Genomic DNA, 14,023 nt, shown 5'->3' on the forward strand with positions numbered 1-14,023 from the left:
TTTTAATTTTCAATTGTTTCTATACCTAGTTCCTCGAGTACAAAGTCCGAATAGTCGTGTCGAGGATCTGTCCAAAGCAAAGGTAATCCAGCTTTATCAACTAACATCCCTAATCGCTGTTTTTTGCTTACCCTGTCGATCGCCTCACCAAGCTTGGCAAGAATTGGCTGCATGAGCTCTTTCTGTTTAAGAAAATAGAGACCGTCTGTCCCGAAGATCTTATCCTGATAGGCTACTGCTTCCGCTTCTTTCTTCTTGATGGCAGCAGAACGCTCATCGTACATTTCCCTTGTCAGCAGCGCTTCTTCTGCTTTGAGCGCATCATACATGCGTTCGACATCAGTAAACAAACTTTGTACCTCTTTTTTCCAATTGGCTGTTAGCTTCGCTAATTCCTCCTGAAAACCCTTGTATTCGGGCATTTTACTTAATATATATTCTGAGTCAGCATAGCCTATTTTCTGTGCTTTAGCCTGCTGACTGATGATGCCCATCAATAAAACCGATATGATAAGCAGCTTTTTCATTATCTCAACTGTTGACCGATCGTAAAGTGGAACTGTGCACCACTACGCTGATTAGTACCTGGAGCAGTGTCAAATCCATAACCCCAGTCAACACCTAGTAATCCAAAGGCTGGCATGAAGATCCTCGCTCCAATACCCGCTGAGCGCTTAAGGTTAAATGGATTGAACTCTCTGTAAGAACCAAAGTTATTACCTGCTTCTAAGAAAGTGTGTACGTAAATAGTAGCAGATGGATTTGGTGATACGAGGTATCTCATTTCCATGACATATTTATTGTACACTACACCACCTCTTCTATTTGCTGTCTGAGGAGTGATTGATTGATTTTCATATCCTCTCAAACCAATGATCTCTTGACCTAGCACAAAGTTGTTCATCATCATACCATCACCACCTAGCACAAATCGCTCAAGAGGAATGATATCTGCACCACCATAAGACCCTAGGAATCCCATGTGTGCTCTTGTATTCATGACTAGTTTTCCTTTGTTATCAAGAGGTAAAAAGAATGATGCGTCAAACATCCACTTATGATATTCTAGCCATTTGAAGATCTCTTGATCAGTATCTGTCTCAAGATCGACATCTCTCCACTGATTAAATGGTGGGGTAGCCGTAGCACTCAAAGTGATCTGAGAACCATATCTAGGGTACATCTGATCACTGATTGATATTCTAGAAAGTGTAGTATTGAGTGTGAAAGCCTTAGAGTTACCTGTAGGATATCCAAGACCTAGAGAAGTACCGTAGTTTTCAAAATCATAGTTATTGAAACCGATACTGCTTCTGATCATAAAGAAATCATCAGGCCACTTCAATCGCTTACCTAAGCCTATCTCACCACCAGTGATTTTGAAGTAACCAAACTCTTGATTAGAGAAAAAGTCTATACCTCTTTGTACTGAGTGATTGAAAGCTACCGAGAAAGAAATCGGCTTAGTACCCCCCAACCAAGGCTCTTGGAAAGAGATCGAATAGTTTTGGAATCTTCTACCATTAGCTTGTACTCTGAGAGATAATTTTTGACCATCACCCACTGGAAGCGGCTTCCACTTAGAGAAATCTTTGATGTTTTTAATACTGAAGTTGTTGAAAACCAATCCAACAGTCCCCACGAAGCCGAAGAATCCACCCCAACCTCCTGAGAGCTCGATCGAATCACTTGGCCTTTCTACTAAGTTAAATTCTATATCTACCGTTCCGTCATTTTTAGGTATTGGTCTTGGTTCTATCTGCTCTGGATCAAAGTAGCCCAGTGCGGAAAGCTCTCTAATAGTTCTGATAAGCAAGCTTCTATCAAACTTCTGACCTGGCAAGATCTTCAACTCTCTCAAGACTACGTGATCACTTGTACGCTCATTTCCTTTGAGGATGATGCGGTTGATCGTAAACTGAGGTCCTTCTTGGATTCTGATCTCCATATCGATAGAGTCACCCTCTACTCTCACTTCTACTGGCTCATTTTGGAAGTACAAGTAGCCGTCATTCATATAGAGTGAGCTCAAATCATCCTCTCTTGGAGAGGCATTGAGTCGCTTGTCTAGCTCTTCTCTATTGTAGAGGTCACCTTTTTGAATACCCAGCATTCTAGAGAGTTGCTCACTGGTATACACATAGTTACCAGACCATGTGATATCTCTGTAGTAATACTTTCTTCCCTCTTCGAGTTTGATATTGATCCCTATTTCACTTTTGCCAACTTTATAGATCGTGTCAGAAAGAATCTCTGCATCTCTAAATCCCTTTGAGTTGTAAAAGCTGATCATGGATTTCTTATCTTCCTCGTATTCTTTGGCGATAAATTTAGAGCCATTGAGAAAGTTAAGTTTGAAGTTTTTATTGACATACTCCTTGACATCATCATCTGTCACAGGATATCTAGAGTCCAGATAAGTTTTGACATTCATCGCATTTTTATCTGCTATGCGATTGATCACATCTCGGACGATGGCTATTCTAGGATGTTCGTTGGTCTTTTTGAGCTTCTTTTTGAGCTTAGTATCGCTAAACTCTTCATTGCCATCAATGACGATTTCATCAATTTTTACCTTAGAGAAAGTATTTACTTCAAAAATTAGCTTCACACTATTAGGCAATGTGGTATCTGGCTGTTGGATGGTTCTCACTTCAGTATTGAGAAATCCCTTGTCTACAAAATATGTCTTGATTGTTCGCTCTGAGGCACTGAGCACGTCATCTCTGAGTACTTTACCACGAATATTGATTTTGTCAGTAAGCTCACTTTGCTGTGTTCTATTCACCCCTTTAAACTCAAATTTACTCATTCGAGGGCGCTCTTTGATGGCTAAGTTGATGGAGATTTGATTGCCTTCTACTTTAGTGATTTCAAACTGTACATCTCCAATGATGCCCTGCTTCCAGAGTTTTTTGAGTACTGGCTCTTGTCCACCTGGGAGGCGGATTTTATCCCCTACTTTGAGTCCACTGATGGATAAGATAGGATCTTCCTGTAGAGTAGCTAGACCTGTAGTGGTGAGCTCTACGATTTCATACTCCTTTGGATCATTGAGATCCATTTTGATCAACTCTTTGTTGGTCTGCGTATTGTTACGGCTAGAGCCAAACCTGATTTGCGCCTCCGCCAGCACAGAAGTCAACAATAGGAGCGCAATAAATAAATATCTTCTCATTTGATAAACTAAGATTTTAACTGTGCACTTGTCTTTCCAAATCTTCTTTCTCGCTTTTGGAAATCAACAATTGCTTCATATAAATGCTCCTTTCTGAAGTCTGGCCAAAGCACCTCTGTAAAAAACAGTTCGGTGTAGGCCATCTGCCATAGGAGAAAATTACTAATTCTCATCTCGCCACTAGTTCTGATCAGTAACTCTGGATCAGGCATATCTTTGGTATGCAAATGCGCACTAATTAACTCTAATGATATTTCTTCGGTTTTCACCGCACCCTGAGCGACCTTGTCTGCGATCGCTTTCATAGCTTCTTTAAGCTCCCATCTCCCACTGTAGCTAAGTGCCAAACAAAGGGTCAAGCCAGTATTGGTGGCAGTCTCTGTGATGGCATCTCTCAACTTCTGCGCACACTTAGTGGGTAAACTATCTATATCTCCTATCGCTGCTAATCTCGTGTTGTTTTTATGTAGCGTAGGGATCTCATCTGCTATGGTATTGACCAATAGTTCCATGAGTGCATTGACCTCATCTGCTGGTCTTGACCAGTTTTCAGTAGAGAATGCATATAAAGTCAAATACTTCACTCCTAGCTCAGCACATCCTTCAGCGATTTCTCGTACAGCTTTGATCGCATTTCGGTGGCCAAAAACACGCATAGCGCCCTTTTGCTCCGCCCATCGACCATTGCCATCCATGATTACTGCTATATGTTGTGGTAGGGTATCTAGGTTAATTGACTCTTTCATGCTCAGCGTATAACTGCTTCTAATCTGCAAGCTACAAAAATGCTACTTCTTTTTAAATAATTGCACCCTTTACCATGTTAATTTCTCTACTGGACAAGCTGATTTATAGAAGCTATAGCTTAGTGTGATGCCAGTGAAGTAATACCAATCTTTGTCATATACATTTCCAAAATCAAAAGCCAACTTATTGTTCGGAGCTGTAGATTCAGAAATACCATCCAGTAAATCAGAGAACGTCTTGCGCGGCCCTACTTCGACTGCGAGTTGCCAAGCTGTATTAAGCTTGAATTTAATCCCCACTCCAAAAGGAATGACGGGGTTGAAAAATGAAGGAGGAGTAGCTGAAGCCTCATAGCTCCCAATGATAAATGCCCCTCCAAGGCCTCCAAATAAATAAGGGGAATATGGCTTCCTAGCTTTCCACTCTCGATAATCCAAGAAATGATACTCAAAAACTACAGATCCCTCTAAGAAATTGGCGCTAAATGAATTACCCCGAGCTGCTGCCTGAGGATCCAGTGGATCATCTGCATCATCAGCTCCAAACCTTCCAAAAACTGCTTGTCCACGGACACTCCAAGTATTATTGAAGTTGTATCGTCCGAGCAAAGTAGCCGCTATAGAAGATTTACGAGGATCATAAAATCGATGCATATCTCCACTGTAAGCAGCAGCTCCAAGACCAAAACCAACCTCTGTCTGCTGAGCAGCGAGTCTTTGGCCTAAGCCACTGATTATAAGTAGAAATAGCGTTATTAATTTATAGCCCAATTCAACCTTGTTTGCAAGTTATACATAAGAAAACGTATAAAAAATCTATGTCAGTATCGAAAAAGTTAAATAATGTTAAATACCCTCAATTTCGCATATCTAGCCCCCAGTTGAGCTTTTGTCTCAGTGTATCTAGGAAGTTATACCCATGAAATTTTACCAGCTTTGCATGGAAGTTACTTTTGCGGACGGCCATCTGGATGCTCGCATCTACCGAGTTGGAGCGGCTATCGAGTGAGACCAAAAAACTTTTGCTCCTACCCTCTATTTCGAAACTTATCACACTAGAGTCAGGCACGACCATCGGACGGACATTGAGATTGTGTGGAGAGACAGGAGTGATCACAAAGTTATTTGCTTGAGGCAAAATGAGAGGCCCTCCACAGCTGAGAGAATACCCAGTAGATCCTGTAGGTGTAGCGATGATGAGGCCATCAGACCAGTAGCTATTTAGATATTCCCCGTTGATAAAAGTATGCACCACAATCATCGAAGAGCTATCCTTTTTGAGGATGGTAAACTCGTTTAGCGCAAAATTAAGTCCTTCGAAGAGAGGCTTGTCTGTATCTAAGGTGACCAGTGATCTATTCTCTATCGTGAAGTAGTCATTGTATATCCCCTCAATGACTTTTTTGATATTTTCCTTAGAGGAAGTAGCTAGAAAACCCAATCTCCCTGTATTGATCCCTACGATAGGCACCTCACTCCGACCCACATACGTAACAGACTCCAGCAAAGTACCATCACCTCCTAGTGAAAAGAAGAAATCAATTTCACGCAAATCATCCCCTCTTTTGAAAAGCTCTACTTTACCAGTATTGACATGATGATGCTCGGTGATGTTTTTATAGTAAGTCCTTGAAATATAAATCTCAGTACCATACTGATGTAGGGTAGCAAAGAGCGTATCTATGCAATCAACTACATCTGGAGTGAGATTTTTACCGTGAATGGCGATTTTCATGCGCTAAATATAAGGATCTTATCCTACATGTTGAGGTACTTCATGAGCAGATTGAGGCGATCTTGCTCATTAGTGATGGGGCTTTCTTCCTCAAATTGACTGATGACTTTGTAGCCAAAACGCTCCAAAGTGGCTTTGATATGCTTTAGTTCTAATTTATTGATCTTGAGTGTCAACTTGATCTTCTCGGCATCTAGTGGATCACTAGAGATAAAACTACTGAGAATTTTAGCATTTTCTAACTCAATGAGGCGCGATATCTCATGAAGGGAATAATCAGACAGATACATGGACAAGACCATAATGCCCCCCTGAGACTGTATAGAGATAGACTGCGCAAAGGCCGTCACTGTATCTTCCATAGTGATCACCCCGAGGAACTTATGAAACTGATCCTCCACAGCCACCATACTGATCTTGTGCTGATAGCCAGCCCTGATGACATCATAGATATGCTTGTCAGGGCTGACAAAACATTCCTTACCGATAAGCTGAAAAGTACCGATCTCTTTATCCGCCATATTAGCATCAAAGATCATCTCTTCTGAAATGAAACCTTGTAGGTGCAAATCATGAACGACTGGCAAATGACTGACCCGCAACTCTTCCATCCACGAAAGTGCCATAGACGCTTTGTCTGAAAACTTCAGTGGGGGAATCATCTTATTGATCAAGTCTATGGCGATCATGCTAGAGCGGTGTTTCTTTTAACCAATTTTCTAATATAACATTAAATTGATCAGGATGTTCCATCATCGGTGCGTGAGAGCACTTATCTATAAATTTCAAAGTCGAGTTACTGAGTAGTCTATTAAACTCATGGCCTACCATCGGAGGAGTGATCGTATCATTGAGCCCCCATACGAGTAGAACAGGAATCTTGATAGCAGGAATCTCAGAAGCCATATTGTGTCTCTGAGCAGACTTAGCGATCGCAACTATACGCATACACTTTGGAATAGAGTTAGTTGTCTCAAACACCTCATCTACCAGTTCTTTAGTCGCCACTTTCGGATCATAGAAGGTATATTCCACACGTTCTTTGATATACTGATAGTTTCCTCTTTTAGGAAAAGATCCACCCATCCCATTTTCAAAGAGGCCAGAACTTCCTGTCAGCACGAGTCTTTTGATATTTTCAGGGTATTTCAAAGTATAAATCAACCCGACATGTCCTCCTAATGAATTTCCAATCAAAGTGAGGTCTTGGTCTATTTGCTTATATTCGATGAAGCTTCTCAAGTGATCTACTAATCCATCCAATCCAGCTTCTCTGATAGGCATTTCATAGATAGGCAACATGGGAATCATCACACGGTAATTTTGGGAAAAATGATTAACCACTCCCTCCCAGTTACTCAAAGCGCCAAAAAGCCCATGCAATAGCATGAGTATATCTCCTTGACCCTCGTCTATGTATTTAAATCCGTTTGCTTCTTTTATCTGTAAAGACATCTGTTTGATTGATTAATTAGGTATGCCGAGTTTTTCCTGACTAGCAATATTATTAAATCTAAGCCAATTATCTAATATTTTCAAACCATATTCTGTCAAATGTGCCTCTGGGTGATACTGTAACCCCCAAATAGGCAGATACTTATGTTTGATAGACATGATCTCATTTTCTTTGGTCAATCCTGTCACCTCTAGTATCTCTGGTAGATTTTGCAAAACTAAAGAGTGATATCTTACCACTTGCAATGACACGACACTTCCAAAAATGCTAGGGTCACTTACTTTGATAGTAGATATTTTGCCATGCATGGGCTTGAGGGCTTTGACTAGTGAAGCTCCGAAGTATTCTCCTATCGCTTGGTGACCCAGACAAATACCTAAGATTGGAACTTGCCCCACATAGTGTCCCAATATTTCCATAAGCCTGCCTGCCTTCTGAGGAGTCTCTGGACCTGGTGACAAAACTAGGCCTTCATAAGACTGATCTGTGTAAGCTTCTATGGGCAAGTCATTTCTCTTGACGACCATCTGTACACCCAACTGCTGGAAGTAATCCACCAAGTTGTAAGTGAAAGAATCATAATTGTCTATCAGAAGGATCATCTTAGAGCAAGTCTTGAAGTGCTTTTAGAGAGTCAAAAGTATCTTGAATGACCGGTAGATATTCATTAATCAGATTCACCGTATTTGGTGCTAAGCTTTCTAGGTAAGGATATATGACAGCCTCCTCTGTGTGCTCTTTAGGAATCTCAAAGTTCATGGCACTCGCTACCCATAGCAGTAAGCTCACTCCAAAAGTCCATTTGATGATACCAAGCAGCGCTCCGAATATATTATCAAACAAGCCAAAAAACGTTAAGTCTAAGAGCTTTTTCAAAAGTACTCCCACTCCTCTAACTATCAGAATGATCCCAATGAATAGTAATAAGAAAGCGATCACTGGAACTAGATAACTGATAGATGCTGCATGAGGCATGATCAGCGCTACGAGCCAATCCATCAGTTTAAAAGCTCCTATGATCGCTAAAAGCAAAGCCAGTATAGAAATGATCTCTATCAAAAGTCCTTTACGAAAACCGCTGTAAGCACCGATCGCTAAGACTACTAAAACAAAAAAATCTACCAGCTTCAAATTTGATTTAGTTAAGTAAAGACTTGACCATAGCAGAGATGGCTTTACCGTCCGCTTTACCAGCGAGTTCCTTGGTCGCTACACCCATGACTTTACCCATATCTTTGGCTGAGGTAGCTCCAGTATTAGAGATGATTTGACTGATGGCTGCTTTCAATTCATCCTCTGTCAACTGCTTTGGTAAAAACTCCTCGATAATCGCAAGCTCTGCCTCCTCTACTTCAGCGAGATCTTTTCTACCTTGTTGGTTATAGATATCCGCAGAATCTTTTCTTTGCTTGGCAGCCTTCACCAGTAGCTTCATCTCTTCATCTGCTGTGAGTGATGACCCTGCGCTCGTCTTTGTCTCCTCTAGAAGGATCAATGATTTGATAGCCCTAAGTGCTGTCAGCCTTGTTTTATCTTTAGCGAGCATCGCTTGTTTGATACCGCTTTCTATTTCTTGCTTTAAAGCCATTTCTCTATTCTTTACTTTAATTACTAACTTAGCACAAAATTAGGATAATCTACAGAAAGATAAAATTATTGCGAGAGGGGTAAACTTACACGACTTGCAATCCATTATAACTATATGACAAAGCTTAGTGTAAACATCAATAAAATCGCCACCATCAGAAATGCCCGCGGACACAATAATCCTGATGTAGTCAAAGTGGCGCTAGATATAGAAAAATTTGGAGGAGAAGGCATCACAGTACATCCTAGACCAGATGAACGACACATCAGATATAGTGATGTGATGGCGCTAAAAGATGTCGTGCAAACGGACTTCAACATAGAAGGCTATCCAGATGCACGCTATATGGAAATGGTTCGTCTTGCCAAGCCTGCACAAGCCACACTCGTCCCAGACCCCCCACACGTACTGACTTCTAATGCTGGCTGGGATACGATCAAGCATCAAGCAGAACTGATAGATATCATCGCAGAACTCAAGAGTTATGGTGTGCGGACTTCTATTTTTATAGGAACTGATCTAAAGCTTATAGAAGCTGCTAAAAAAATCGGCACTGACCGCATTGAACTCTATACAGAGCCTTATGCTAGCCAATATCATACTGATAAAGCCAAAGCTGTAGCACCTTTTGTGACTGCTGCTAAACTAGCACATGAATTAGGTCTTGGCATCAATGCCGGACATGATCTAGACCTACACAACCTCAAATACCTAAAGCAGTCCATCCCCCAACTGGATGAAGTATCGATAGGGCATGCCCTCATCTGTGATGCACTCTATCTTGGCTTAGAAAATACTGTACAACTCTACAAAAGACAACTCATAGACCATGAAGCTTAATTATAGAAAAATAGGGAGTGGCGAACCAGTGATCATCATGCATGGACTTTTCGGCTCGGCTGACAACTGGCTAACCATCGCTCGTGAATTAGAAGCTGACTATGAGCTTTATTTACTAGACTTGCGCAATCATGGAGATTCTCCCAAGAGTGAGGAATGGAACTATGAAGTCATGGCCAAAGATCTCAAAGATTTCATCGAAGAACATCAGCTAAAAAACCCAGTGATACTTGGTCACTCCATGGGTGGCAAAGTTGCTATGTTTTTTGCTACACAATACCCAGAGTTAGTTTCTAAGCTCATGGTAGCAGACATAGCACCTCGCTACTATCCTATCCATCATCACACCATTTTAAAAGGTCTCAATGCAATTCCAATTGACTCTCTGAAAAGTCGCAAAGAAGCTGAAGACATTTTAGGTGAATATGTGAAAGACATGGGTACGCGACAATTTCTCCTAAAGAGTCTTGGAAGAGCCAGTGGAGGAGGATTTGAGTGGAAGATCAACTTGCCTGTGATCACTAAGCAAATAGAAAATGTCGGGGAAGCCCTACCAGAAGGTGCTCAGTTTGATAAATCAACACTATTTGTCAGAGGAGCCAACTCAGATTACATCAATGAAGATGATAGCGCTGAGATCAAAGAGATCTTCACCAATAGCACCCTAGTCACTATCAAAGATGCTGGGCATTGGCTTCACGCTGAGCAGCCAGAAGTCTTCACGAGCATTTTTAAAGAATTCTTAAAATCATAGTATGAGTCAAACGGGAATTTTATACCTTATCCCCAGCAATCTAGCCGAAGACACAGCTGACCAAGTCATCAATGAACAAGTTCGCGCAGTCATCAAAGAAACAAAATACTACTTAGTAGAAAACCTTCGAACTGCCAGACGCTACATAGGTTCACTCAAGACAGGTGTAGTGATCGATGAACTCCACTTTGAAATACTTGATAAAAAAACGACTCCCGCAGAGGTTGCTAAACTTATGGGTCCAGCACTTCAAGGTCAACCAATAGGAGTGATCTCCGAAGCTGGCTGTCCAGGAGTAGCCGATCCTGGGGCTTTAGCAGTAGCTTTTGCGCATCAAAAAGGCATTAAAGTGTGTCCGTTGGTTGGGCCATCTTCTTTTCTTTTAGCACTGATGGCTTCGGGTTTCAATGGACAATCTTTCACTTTTCACGGCTATATCCCTATTCAAAAAAAGGAGCGCATCGACTTCATCAAGCAGATGGAGCGACATGCACAGAAAAAGCAGACGCAACTTTTCATGGAGACACCATTTAGAAACAATCATTTGTTAGAAGATATTCTCCAGCATTGTCAGCCAGATACACTACTTTGTATCGCCAAAAACATCACAGGAGCAGATGAAATGATCCAAACTAAATCTATCAAAGACTGGCGAAAAGCTAAGCCAGACTTGCATAAAGTCCCCACCGTATTTTTACTGTATTGACCTCTCAGTAAAAAATCAAGGGATTATCTGTAAGATTTTTGTAAATCACGCACAAGCCTTAACTTTGGCTTTTCAAATTCGAACATAAATAAAGAGCAATGCCATATTTGTTTACATCAGAATCAGTGTCTGAAGGACATCCTGATAAAATTTCGGATCAAATCTCAGATGCTTTGATTGATAATTTCTTAGCCTTTGACCCTAAATCTAAGGTTGCATGTGAGACACTTGTGACTACAGGTCAAGTGTTTCTAGCTGGAGAAGTGAAGTCTGACACCTACCTAGACGTACAAAAAATCGCTAGAGAGGTTATCAATAAAATCGGATATACCAAGAGTGAGTATATGTTTGATGGTAACTCATGTGGTGTACTTTCTGCGATCCATGAGCAGTCTCCAGATATCAACCAAGGAGTAGATAGATCTAGCCCTGAGGAACAAGGTGCTGGCGACCAAGGTATGATGTTTGGCTATGCTACCAAAGAGACAGAAGACTATATGCCACTGGCACTTGATCTTTCTCACAAAATCCTCATTGAGCTCGCTGCCCTCAGAAGAGAAAATAAAGATATCACTTATCTGCGCCCAGATGCTAAGTCACAAGTGACGATAGAATACTCTGATGACAATGTCCCTCAGCGAATCGATGCTATCGTAGTATCTACACAGCACGATGACTTTGATACAGAAGCTAACATGCTCGCCAAAATCAAGTCTGACATCATCAATATCTTGATCCCTAGGCTTAAAGCTAAGCTCAAACCAGAGATCCAAAAACTCTTCACAGATAAGATCACTTATCATATCAACCCTACTGGAAAGTTTGTCATCGGTGGACCACATGGTGATACTGGACTTACTGGTCGTAAGATCATCGTAGACACTTATGGTGGAAAAGGCGCTCACGGTGGAGGTGCTTTTTCAGGCAAAGACCCATCTAAAGTAGACCGCTCTGCAGCCTATGCTACTAGACACATTGCTAAAAACCTAGTCGCTGCTGGTGTAGCAGATGAGATCTTAGTTCAAGTTTCGTATGCGATCGGTGTAGCGAAGCCTATGGGTATCTATGTCAACACTTATGGCACGGCCAAGGTAAATATGACAGATGGCGAAATCGCTAAAAAGGTAGAAGAGATCTTTGATATGAGACCTTATGCGATCGAGCAGCGTCTAAAACTCAGAAATCCAATCTATCAAGAAACTGCTGCCTATGGACACATGGGTCGCAAAAATGAAGTCATCACTAAAGTCTTCAGATCACCTGAAGGAATAGAGCTTAAACTTGATGTTGAGCTATTCACTTGGGAAAAACTAGACTATGTAGATCGAGTAAAATCGAGCTTTGGACTATAATTATCCAATAGATATAAAGATAAAACCACATCAGCTGATGTGGTTTTTTTATGTCCTTCAAAGAAAAAGCCCTCCGAAAAGGGCCTTTATTATCTTGGGTTCATTGCTTTGCAGTGACTTTTTCTTTGTGCTTTTTCAGCTGTCTTCTGAGTGCCTCTACTGTCATATCCGCAGCAGCTTCAAAGGATCCAGCTTGCTCTTTTGCAAAGAGTTGTTTCCCGGGCACATTGAGTTTGATTTCTATGACTTTATTCTCATTTGATTCATCTTTATCCAATCGCATGAATACTTCCCCGTCTATGATGCGGTCGTAGAACGTTTCCAGTTTATCAGTTTTTTTCTGAATGAAATTGATGAGCTTGGCGTCTGCATCAAAGTGGATGGAATGCATCTGTAATTTCATAACGGTAAAAATTTAGGGTTAATAATTAATTTACGCTTTCGGGTGAGCTTGATCAAATACTGCCTTAAGTTTATCTAGCGTATTGTGTGTATAAACTTGTGTCGCGGCCAAGTTAGCATGTCCCAGTAGATCTTTGACGGCATTTAGATCTGCTCCCTTGTTGAGCAGGTGAGTAGCAAAAGTATGCCTTAGTACGTGCGGGCTTCTTTTGTGTGTTTGCGCATAAAGATCAAGGTACATTTTGACTGTCCGGTACACCAGCATTGGATAGACTTGCTCTCCCTTATTAGTAACGAAAAAGTAGGGAATTTCGTCTAGATTTGAAAAGGATTTCTCCTTTTCTTTTTGATACACTTGTATATTGTTTTTTAGATCTGTCAAAATCGGAATAATCCTCTGTTTATTCCTTTTTCCCAAAACTTTCACCTCTGACTTATACAGATCGATGTCGGAAGTTTTGAGCCCTACAAGTTCGGATAGACGCATGCCTGTATAGTAGAGCATTTTGAGGATAAGCAGGTCTCGCTGCCCCTCAAATGTCTGTGGAAAAAGGCTTTCCTCAAGCACATGGTCCATCTCTTGTTCTTGGACAAATTCAGGAAGTCTTTTGGGTGTCTTGAGGAGTCTGATCTTGACCATTGGGTCTAGTTCGATCAGCTCGTTTTTGACTAAAAATTTATAAAAGGCGCGTAAGGAAGATATTTTACGATTGACTGTACTGGCAGAGTTCTTCTCCTCCACTAGCTGAATGATCCAAGCTCTGATCTCTGCATGACTCGCTTGCTCTAGCGCTGTCAACTCAAATGACTTTTCGCAAAAAGTCTGAAAGCTCTCTAAGTCCTGCTGATAAGCCAGTATGGTATGGCGTGAAGCACGCTTCTCATAAGTCAAGTATCGTATAAAACGAAAAAGCATATTGTCTCGGGATATCCTCTGACAATATGCTCATTTTATAGCTTAGAAAAAACTAATTAATAGTTTTCGCTAGCGAACATTCTCTGCTTGTATGCAGCTTTGATTTTCTCTTCTCTCTTTAGTACGGAAGGCTTAGTAAAGTGCTGTCTGCTGCGAAGCTTTCTGATAACACCTGTTCTGTCAAACTTCTTCTTGAAACGCTTCAGCGCTTTCTCGATTGATTCGTTCTCTTTTACGTTTACTACGATCATAATCTAATTACCACCCCCTTTCGTTTTTTCAGACTGCAAATATAGAATACTCTATATTAAAATACAAATGCCTCTCCAAAAGAAAGGCATTCGTGAATT

17 protein-coding genes are annotated in these 14,023 nt (G+C 41.1%); 4 read left to right on the plus strand and 13 right to left on the minus strand.

All coding sequences use genetic code 11. The annotated features are described in order from the left end of the window. Window positions 1-2 precede the first annotated feature (2 nt). The 10 genes from I5349_RS13055 to I5349_RS13100 all read right to left on the minus strand — a co-directional run bounded on the left by I5349_RS13055 (window position 3) and on the right by I5349_RS13100 (window position 8,703). Window positions 3-527, minus strand: coding sequence for an OmpH/Skp family outer membrane protein (locus I5349_RS13055; protein WP_226391224.1), 525 nt, complete (start codon window positions 525-527; stop codon window positions 3-5). Next, a complete protein-coding gene (locus I5349_RS13060; RefSeq protein ID WP_226391225.1) occupies window positions 527-3,178 on the minus strand; it encodes a BamA/OMP85 family outer membrane protein in 2,652 nt (883 codons plus the stop codon). Before I5349_RS13060 ends, I5349_RS13055 begins: the two co-directional genes overlap by 1 nt. A gap of 8 nt (window positions 3,179-3,186) precedes the next feature. Then, window positions 3,187-3,924 carry an undecaprenyl pyrophosphate synthase gene (gene uppS, locus I5349_RS13065; RefSeq protein WP_226391226.1) on the minus strand — a complete coding sequence of 246 codons (738 nt, stop codon included), beginning with the start codon at window positions 3,922-3,924 and terminating at the stop codon, window positions 3,187-3,189. Window positions 3,925-3,993: 69 nt separating this feature from the next. Then, on the minus strand, window positions 3,994-4,695 hold the full coding sequence (porG, locus tag I5349_RS13070) for a type IX secretion system protein PorG (RefSeq protein ID WP_226391227.1): 702 nt from the start codon (window positions 4,693-4,695) through the stop codon (window positions 3,994-3,996). A gap of 85 nt (window positions 4,696-4,780) precedes the next feature. Continuing rightward, window positions 4,781-5,659, minus strand: a complete 879-nt coding sequence (locus tag I5349_RS13075) for an NAD kinase (protein ID WP_226391228.1) — start codon at window positions 5,657-5,659, stop codon at window positions 4,781-4,783. Window positions 5,660-5,682: 23 nt separating this feature from the next. Then, window positions 5,683-6,348: a CBS domain-containing protein gene (locus I5349_RS13080; protein WP_226391229.1), complete on the minus strand. Its 666-nt coding sequence runs from the start codon at window positions 6,346-6,348 to the stop codon at window positions 5,683-5,685. A 1-nt stretch (window position 6,349) separates the two neighbouring features. Then, window positions 6,350-7,114, minus strand: a complete 765-nt coding sequence (locus I5349_RS13085; protein WP_226391230.1) for an alpha/beta fold hydrolase — start codon at window positions 7,112-7,114, stop codon at window positions 6,350-6,352. A gap of 12 nt (window positions 7,115-7,126) precedes the next feature. Further along, complete coding sequence (locus I5349_RS13090; protein ID WP_226391231.1) at window positions 7,127-7,717, minus strand: anthranilate synthase component II; 591 nt, start codon at window positions 7,715-7,717, stop codon at window positions 7,127-7,129. Between the two features lies 1 nt (window position 7,718). Beyond that, entirely contained in the window at window positions 7,719-8,246 is a 528-nt protein-coding gene (locus tag I5349_RS13095) for a CvpA family protein (RefSeq protein WP_226391232.1), read from the minus strand. A 7-nt stretch (window positions 8,247-8,253) separates the two neighbouring features. Next, window positions 8,254-8,703, minus strand: coding sequence for a GatB/YqeY domain-containing protein (locus tag I5349_RS13100; RefSeq protein ID WP_226391233.1), 450 nt, complete (start codon window positions 8,701-8,703; stop codon window positions 8,254-8,256). 114 nt (window positions 8,704-8,817) lie between these two features. Between I5349_RS13100 and I5349_RS13105 the strand changes: the two genes are divergently transcribed. From I5349_RS13105 to metK, 4 genes are all read left to right on the plus strand, one after another. Then, complete coding sequence (locus I5349_RS13105) at window positions 8,818-9,543, plus strand: pyridoxine 5'-phosphate synthase (protein WP_226391234.1); 726 nt, start codon at window positions 8,818-8,820, stop codon at window positions 9,541-9,543. After that, entirely contained in the window at window positions 9,533-10,297 is a 765-nt protein-coding gene (locus I5349_RS13110; RefSeq protein WP_226391235.1) for an alpha/beta fold hydrolase, read from the plus strand. The genes I5349_RS13105 and I5349_RS13110 overlap by 11 nt, the downstream gene beginning before the upstream one ends. 1 nt (window position 10,298) lies before the next feature. Then, on the plus strand, window positions 10,299-11,003 hold the full coding sequence (locus I5349_RS13115) for an SAM-dependent methyltransferase (RefSeq protein WP_226391236.1): 705 nt from the start codon (window positions 10,299-10,301) through the stop codon (window positions 11,001-11,003). Window positions 11,004-11,101: 98 nt separating this feature from the next. Beyond that, window positions 11,102-12,355 carry a methionine adenosyltransferase gene (metK, locus tag I5349_RS13120; protein ID WP_226391237.1) on the plus strand — a complete coding sequence of 418 codons (1,254 nt, stop codon included), beginning with the start codon at window positions 11,102-11,104 and terminating at the stop codon, window positions 12,353-12,355. A 100-nt stretch (window positions 12,356-12,455) separates the two neighbouring features. Here the strand turns inward: metK and hpf are convergent, their stop codons facing one another. The 3 genes from hpf to rpsU are packed head-to-tail and all read right to left on the minus strand — an operon-like array spanning window position 12,456 to window position 13,924. Further along, complete coding sequence (hpf, locus tag I5349_RS13125; RefSeq protein WP_226391238.1) at window positions 12,456-12,758, minus strand: ribosome hibernation-promoting factor, HPF/YfiA family; 303 nt, start codon at window positions 12,756-12,758, stop codon at window positions 12,456-12,458. 30 nt (window positions 12,759-12,788) lie between these two features. Continuing rightward, window positions 12,789-13,673 (minus strand): tyrosine-type recombinase/integrase, encoded by an 885-nt coding sequence (locus I5349_RS13130; protein WP_226391239.1) that lies wholly within the window; start codon window positions 13,671-13,673, stop codon window positions 12,789-12,791. A gap of 56 nt (window positions 13,674-13,729) precedes the next feature. After that, complete coding sequence (gene rpsU / locus I5349_RS13135) at window positions 13,730-13,924, minus strand: 30S ribosomal protein S21 (protein ID WP_226391240.1); 195 nt, start codon at window positions 13,922-13,924, stop codon at window positions 13,730-13,732. Window positions 13,925-14,023: the final 99 nt, after the last annotated feature.

Origin of the sequence: Penaeicola halotolerans, assembly GCF_016464625.1 — a bacterium.
Taxonomy (GTDB): domain Bacteria; phylum Bacteroidota; class Bacteroidia; order Cytophagales; family Cyclobacteriaceae; genus Penaeicola; species Penaeicola halotolerans.

What these genes read in the sequence shown, in the direction of transcription:
- I5349_RS13080 (WP_226391229.1), bottom strand. Translation starts at nt 6,348, where the DNA reads ATGATCGCCATAGACTTGATCAATAAGATGATTCCCCCACTGAAGTTT.
- uppS (WP_226391226.1), bottom strand. Translation starts at nt 3,924, where the DNA reads ATGAAAGAGTCAATTAACCTAGATACCCTACCACAACATATAGCAGTA.
- I5349_RS13060 (WP_226391225.1), bottom strand. Translation starts at nt 3,178, where the DNA reads ATGAGAAGATATTTATTTATTGCGCTCCTATTGTTGACTTCTGTGCTG.
- I5349_RS13090 (WP_226391231.1), bottom strand. Translation starts at nt 7,717, where the DNA reads ATGATCCTTCTGATAGACAATTATGATTCTTTCACTTACAACTTGGTG.
- I5349_RS13100 (WP_226391233.1), bottom strand. Translation starts at nt 8,703, where the DNA reads ATGGCTTTAAAGCAAGAAATAGAAAGCGGTATCAAACAAGCGATGCTC.
- I5349_RS13075 (WP_226391228.1), bottom strand. Translation starts at nt 5,659, where the DNA reads ATGAAAATCGCCATTCACGGTAAAAATCTCACTCCAGATGTAGTTGAT.
- metK (WP_226391237.1), top strand. Translation starts at nt 11,102, where the DNA reads ATGCCATATTTGTTTACATCAGAATCAGTGTCTGAAGGACATCCTGAT.
- I5349_RS13110 (WP_226391235.1), top strand. Translation starts at nt 9,533, where the DNA reads ATGAAGCTTAATTATAGAAAAATAGGGAGTGGCGAACCAGTGATCATC.
- I5349_RS13055 (WP_226391224.1), bottom strand. Translation starts at nt 527, where the DNA reads ATGAAAAAGCTGCTTATCATATCGGTTTTATTGATGGGCATCATCAGT.
- I5349_RS13130 (WP_226391239.1), bottom strand. Translation starts at nt 13,673, where the DNA reads ATGCTTTTTCGTTTTATACGATACTTGACTTATGAGAAGCGTGCTTCA.
- hpf (WP_226391238.1), bottom strand. Translation starts at nt 12,758, where the DNA reads ATGAAATTACAGATGCATTCCATCCACTTTGATGCAGACGCCAAGCTC.
- rpsU (WP_226391240.1), bottom strand. Translation starts at nt 13,924, where the DNA reads ATGATCGTAGTAAACGTAAAAGAGAACGAATCAATCGAGAAAGCGCTG.
- I5349_RS13085 (WP_226391230.1), bottom strand. Translation starts at nt 7,114, where the DNA reads ATGTCTTTACAGATAAAAGAAGCAAACGGATTTAAATACATAGACGAG.
- I5349_RS13105 (WP_226391234.1), top strand. Translation starts at nt 8,818, where the DNA reads ATGACAAAGCTTAGTGTAAACATCAATAAAATCGCCACCATCAGAAAT.
- I5349_RS13115 (WP_226391236.1), top strand. Translation starts at nt 10,299, where the DNA reads ATGAGTCAAACGGGAATTTTATACCTTATCCCCAGCAATCTAGCCGAA.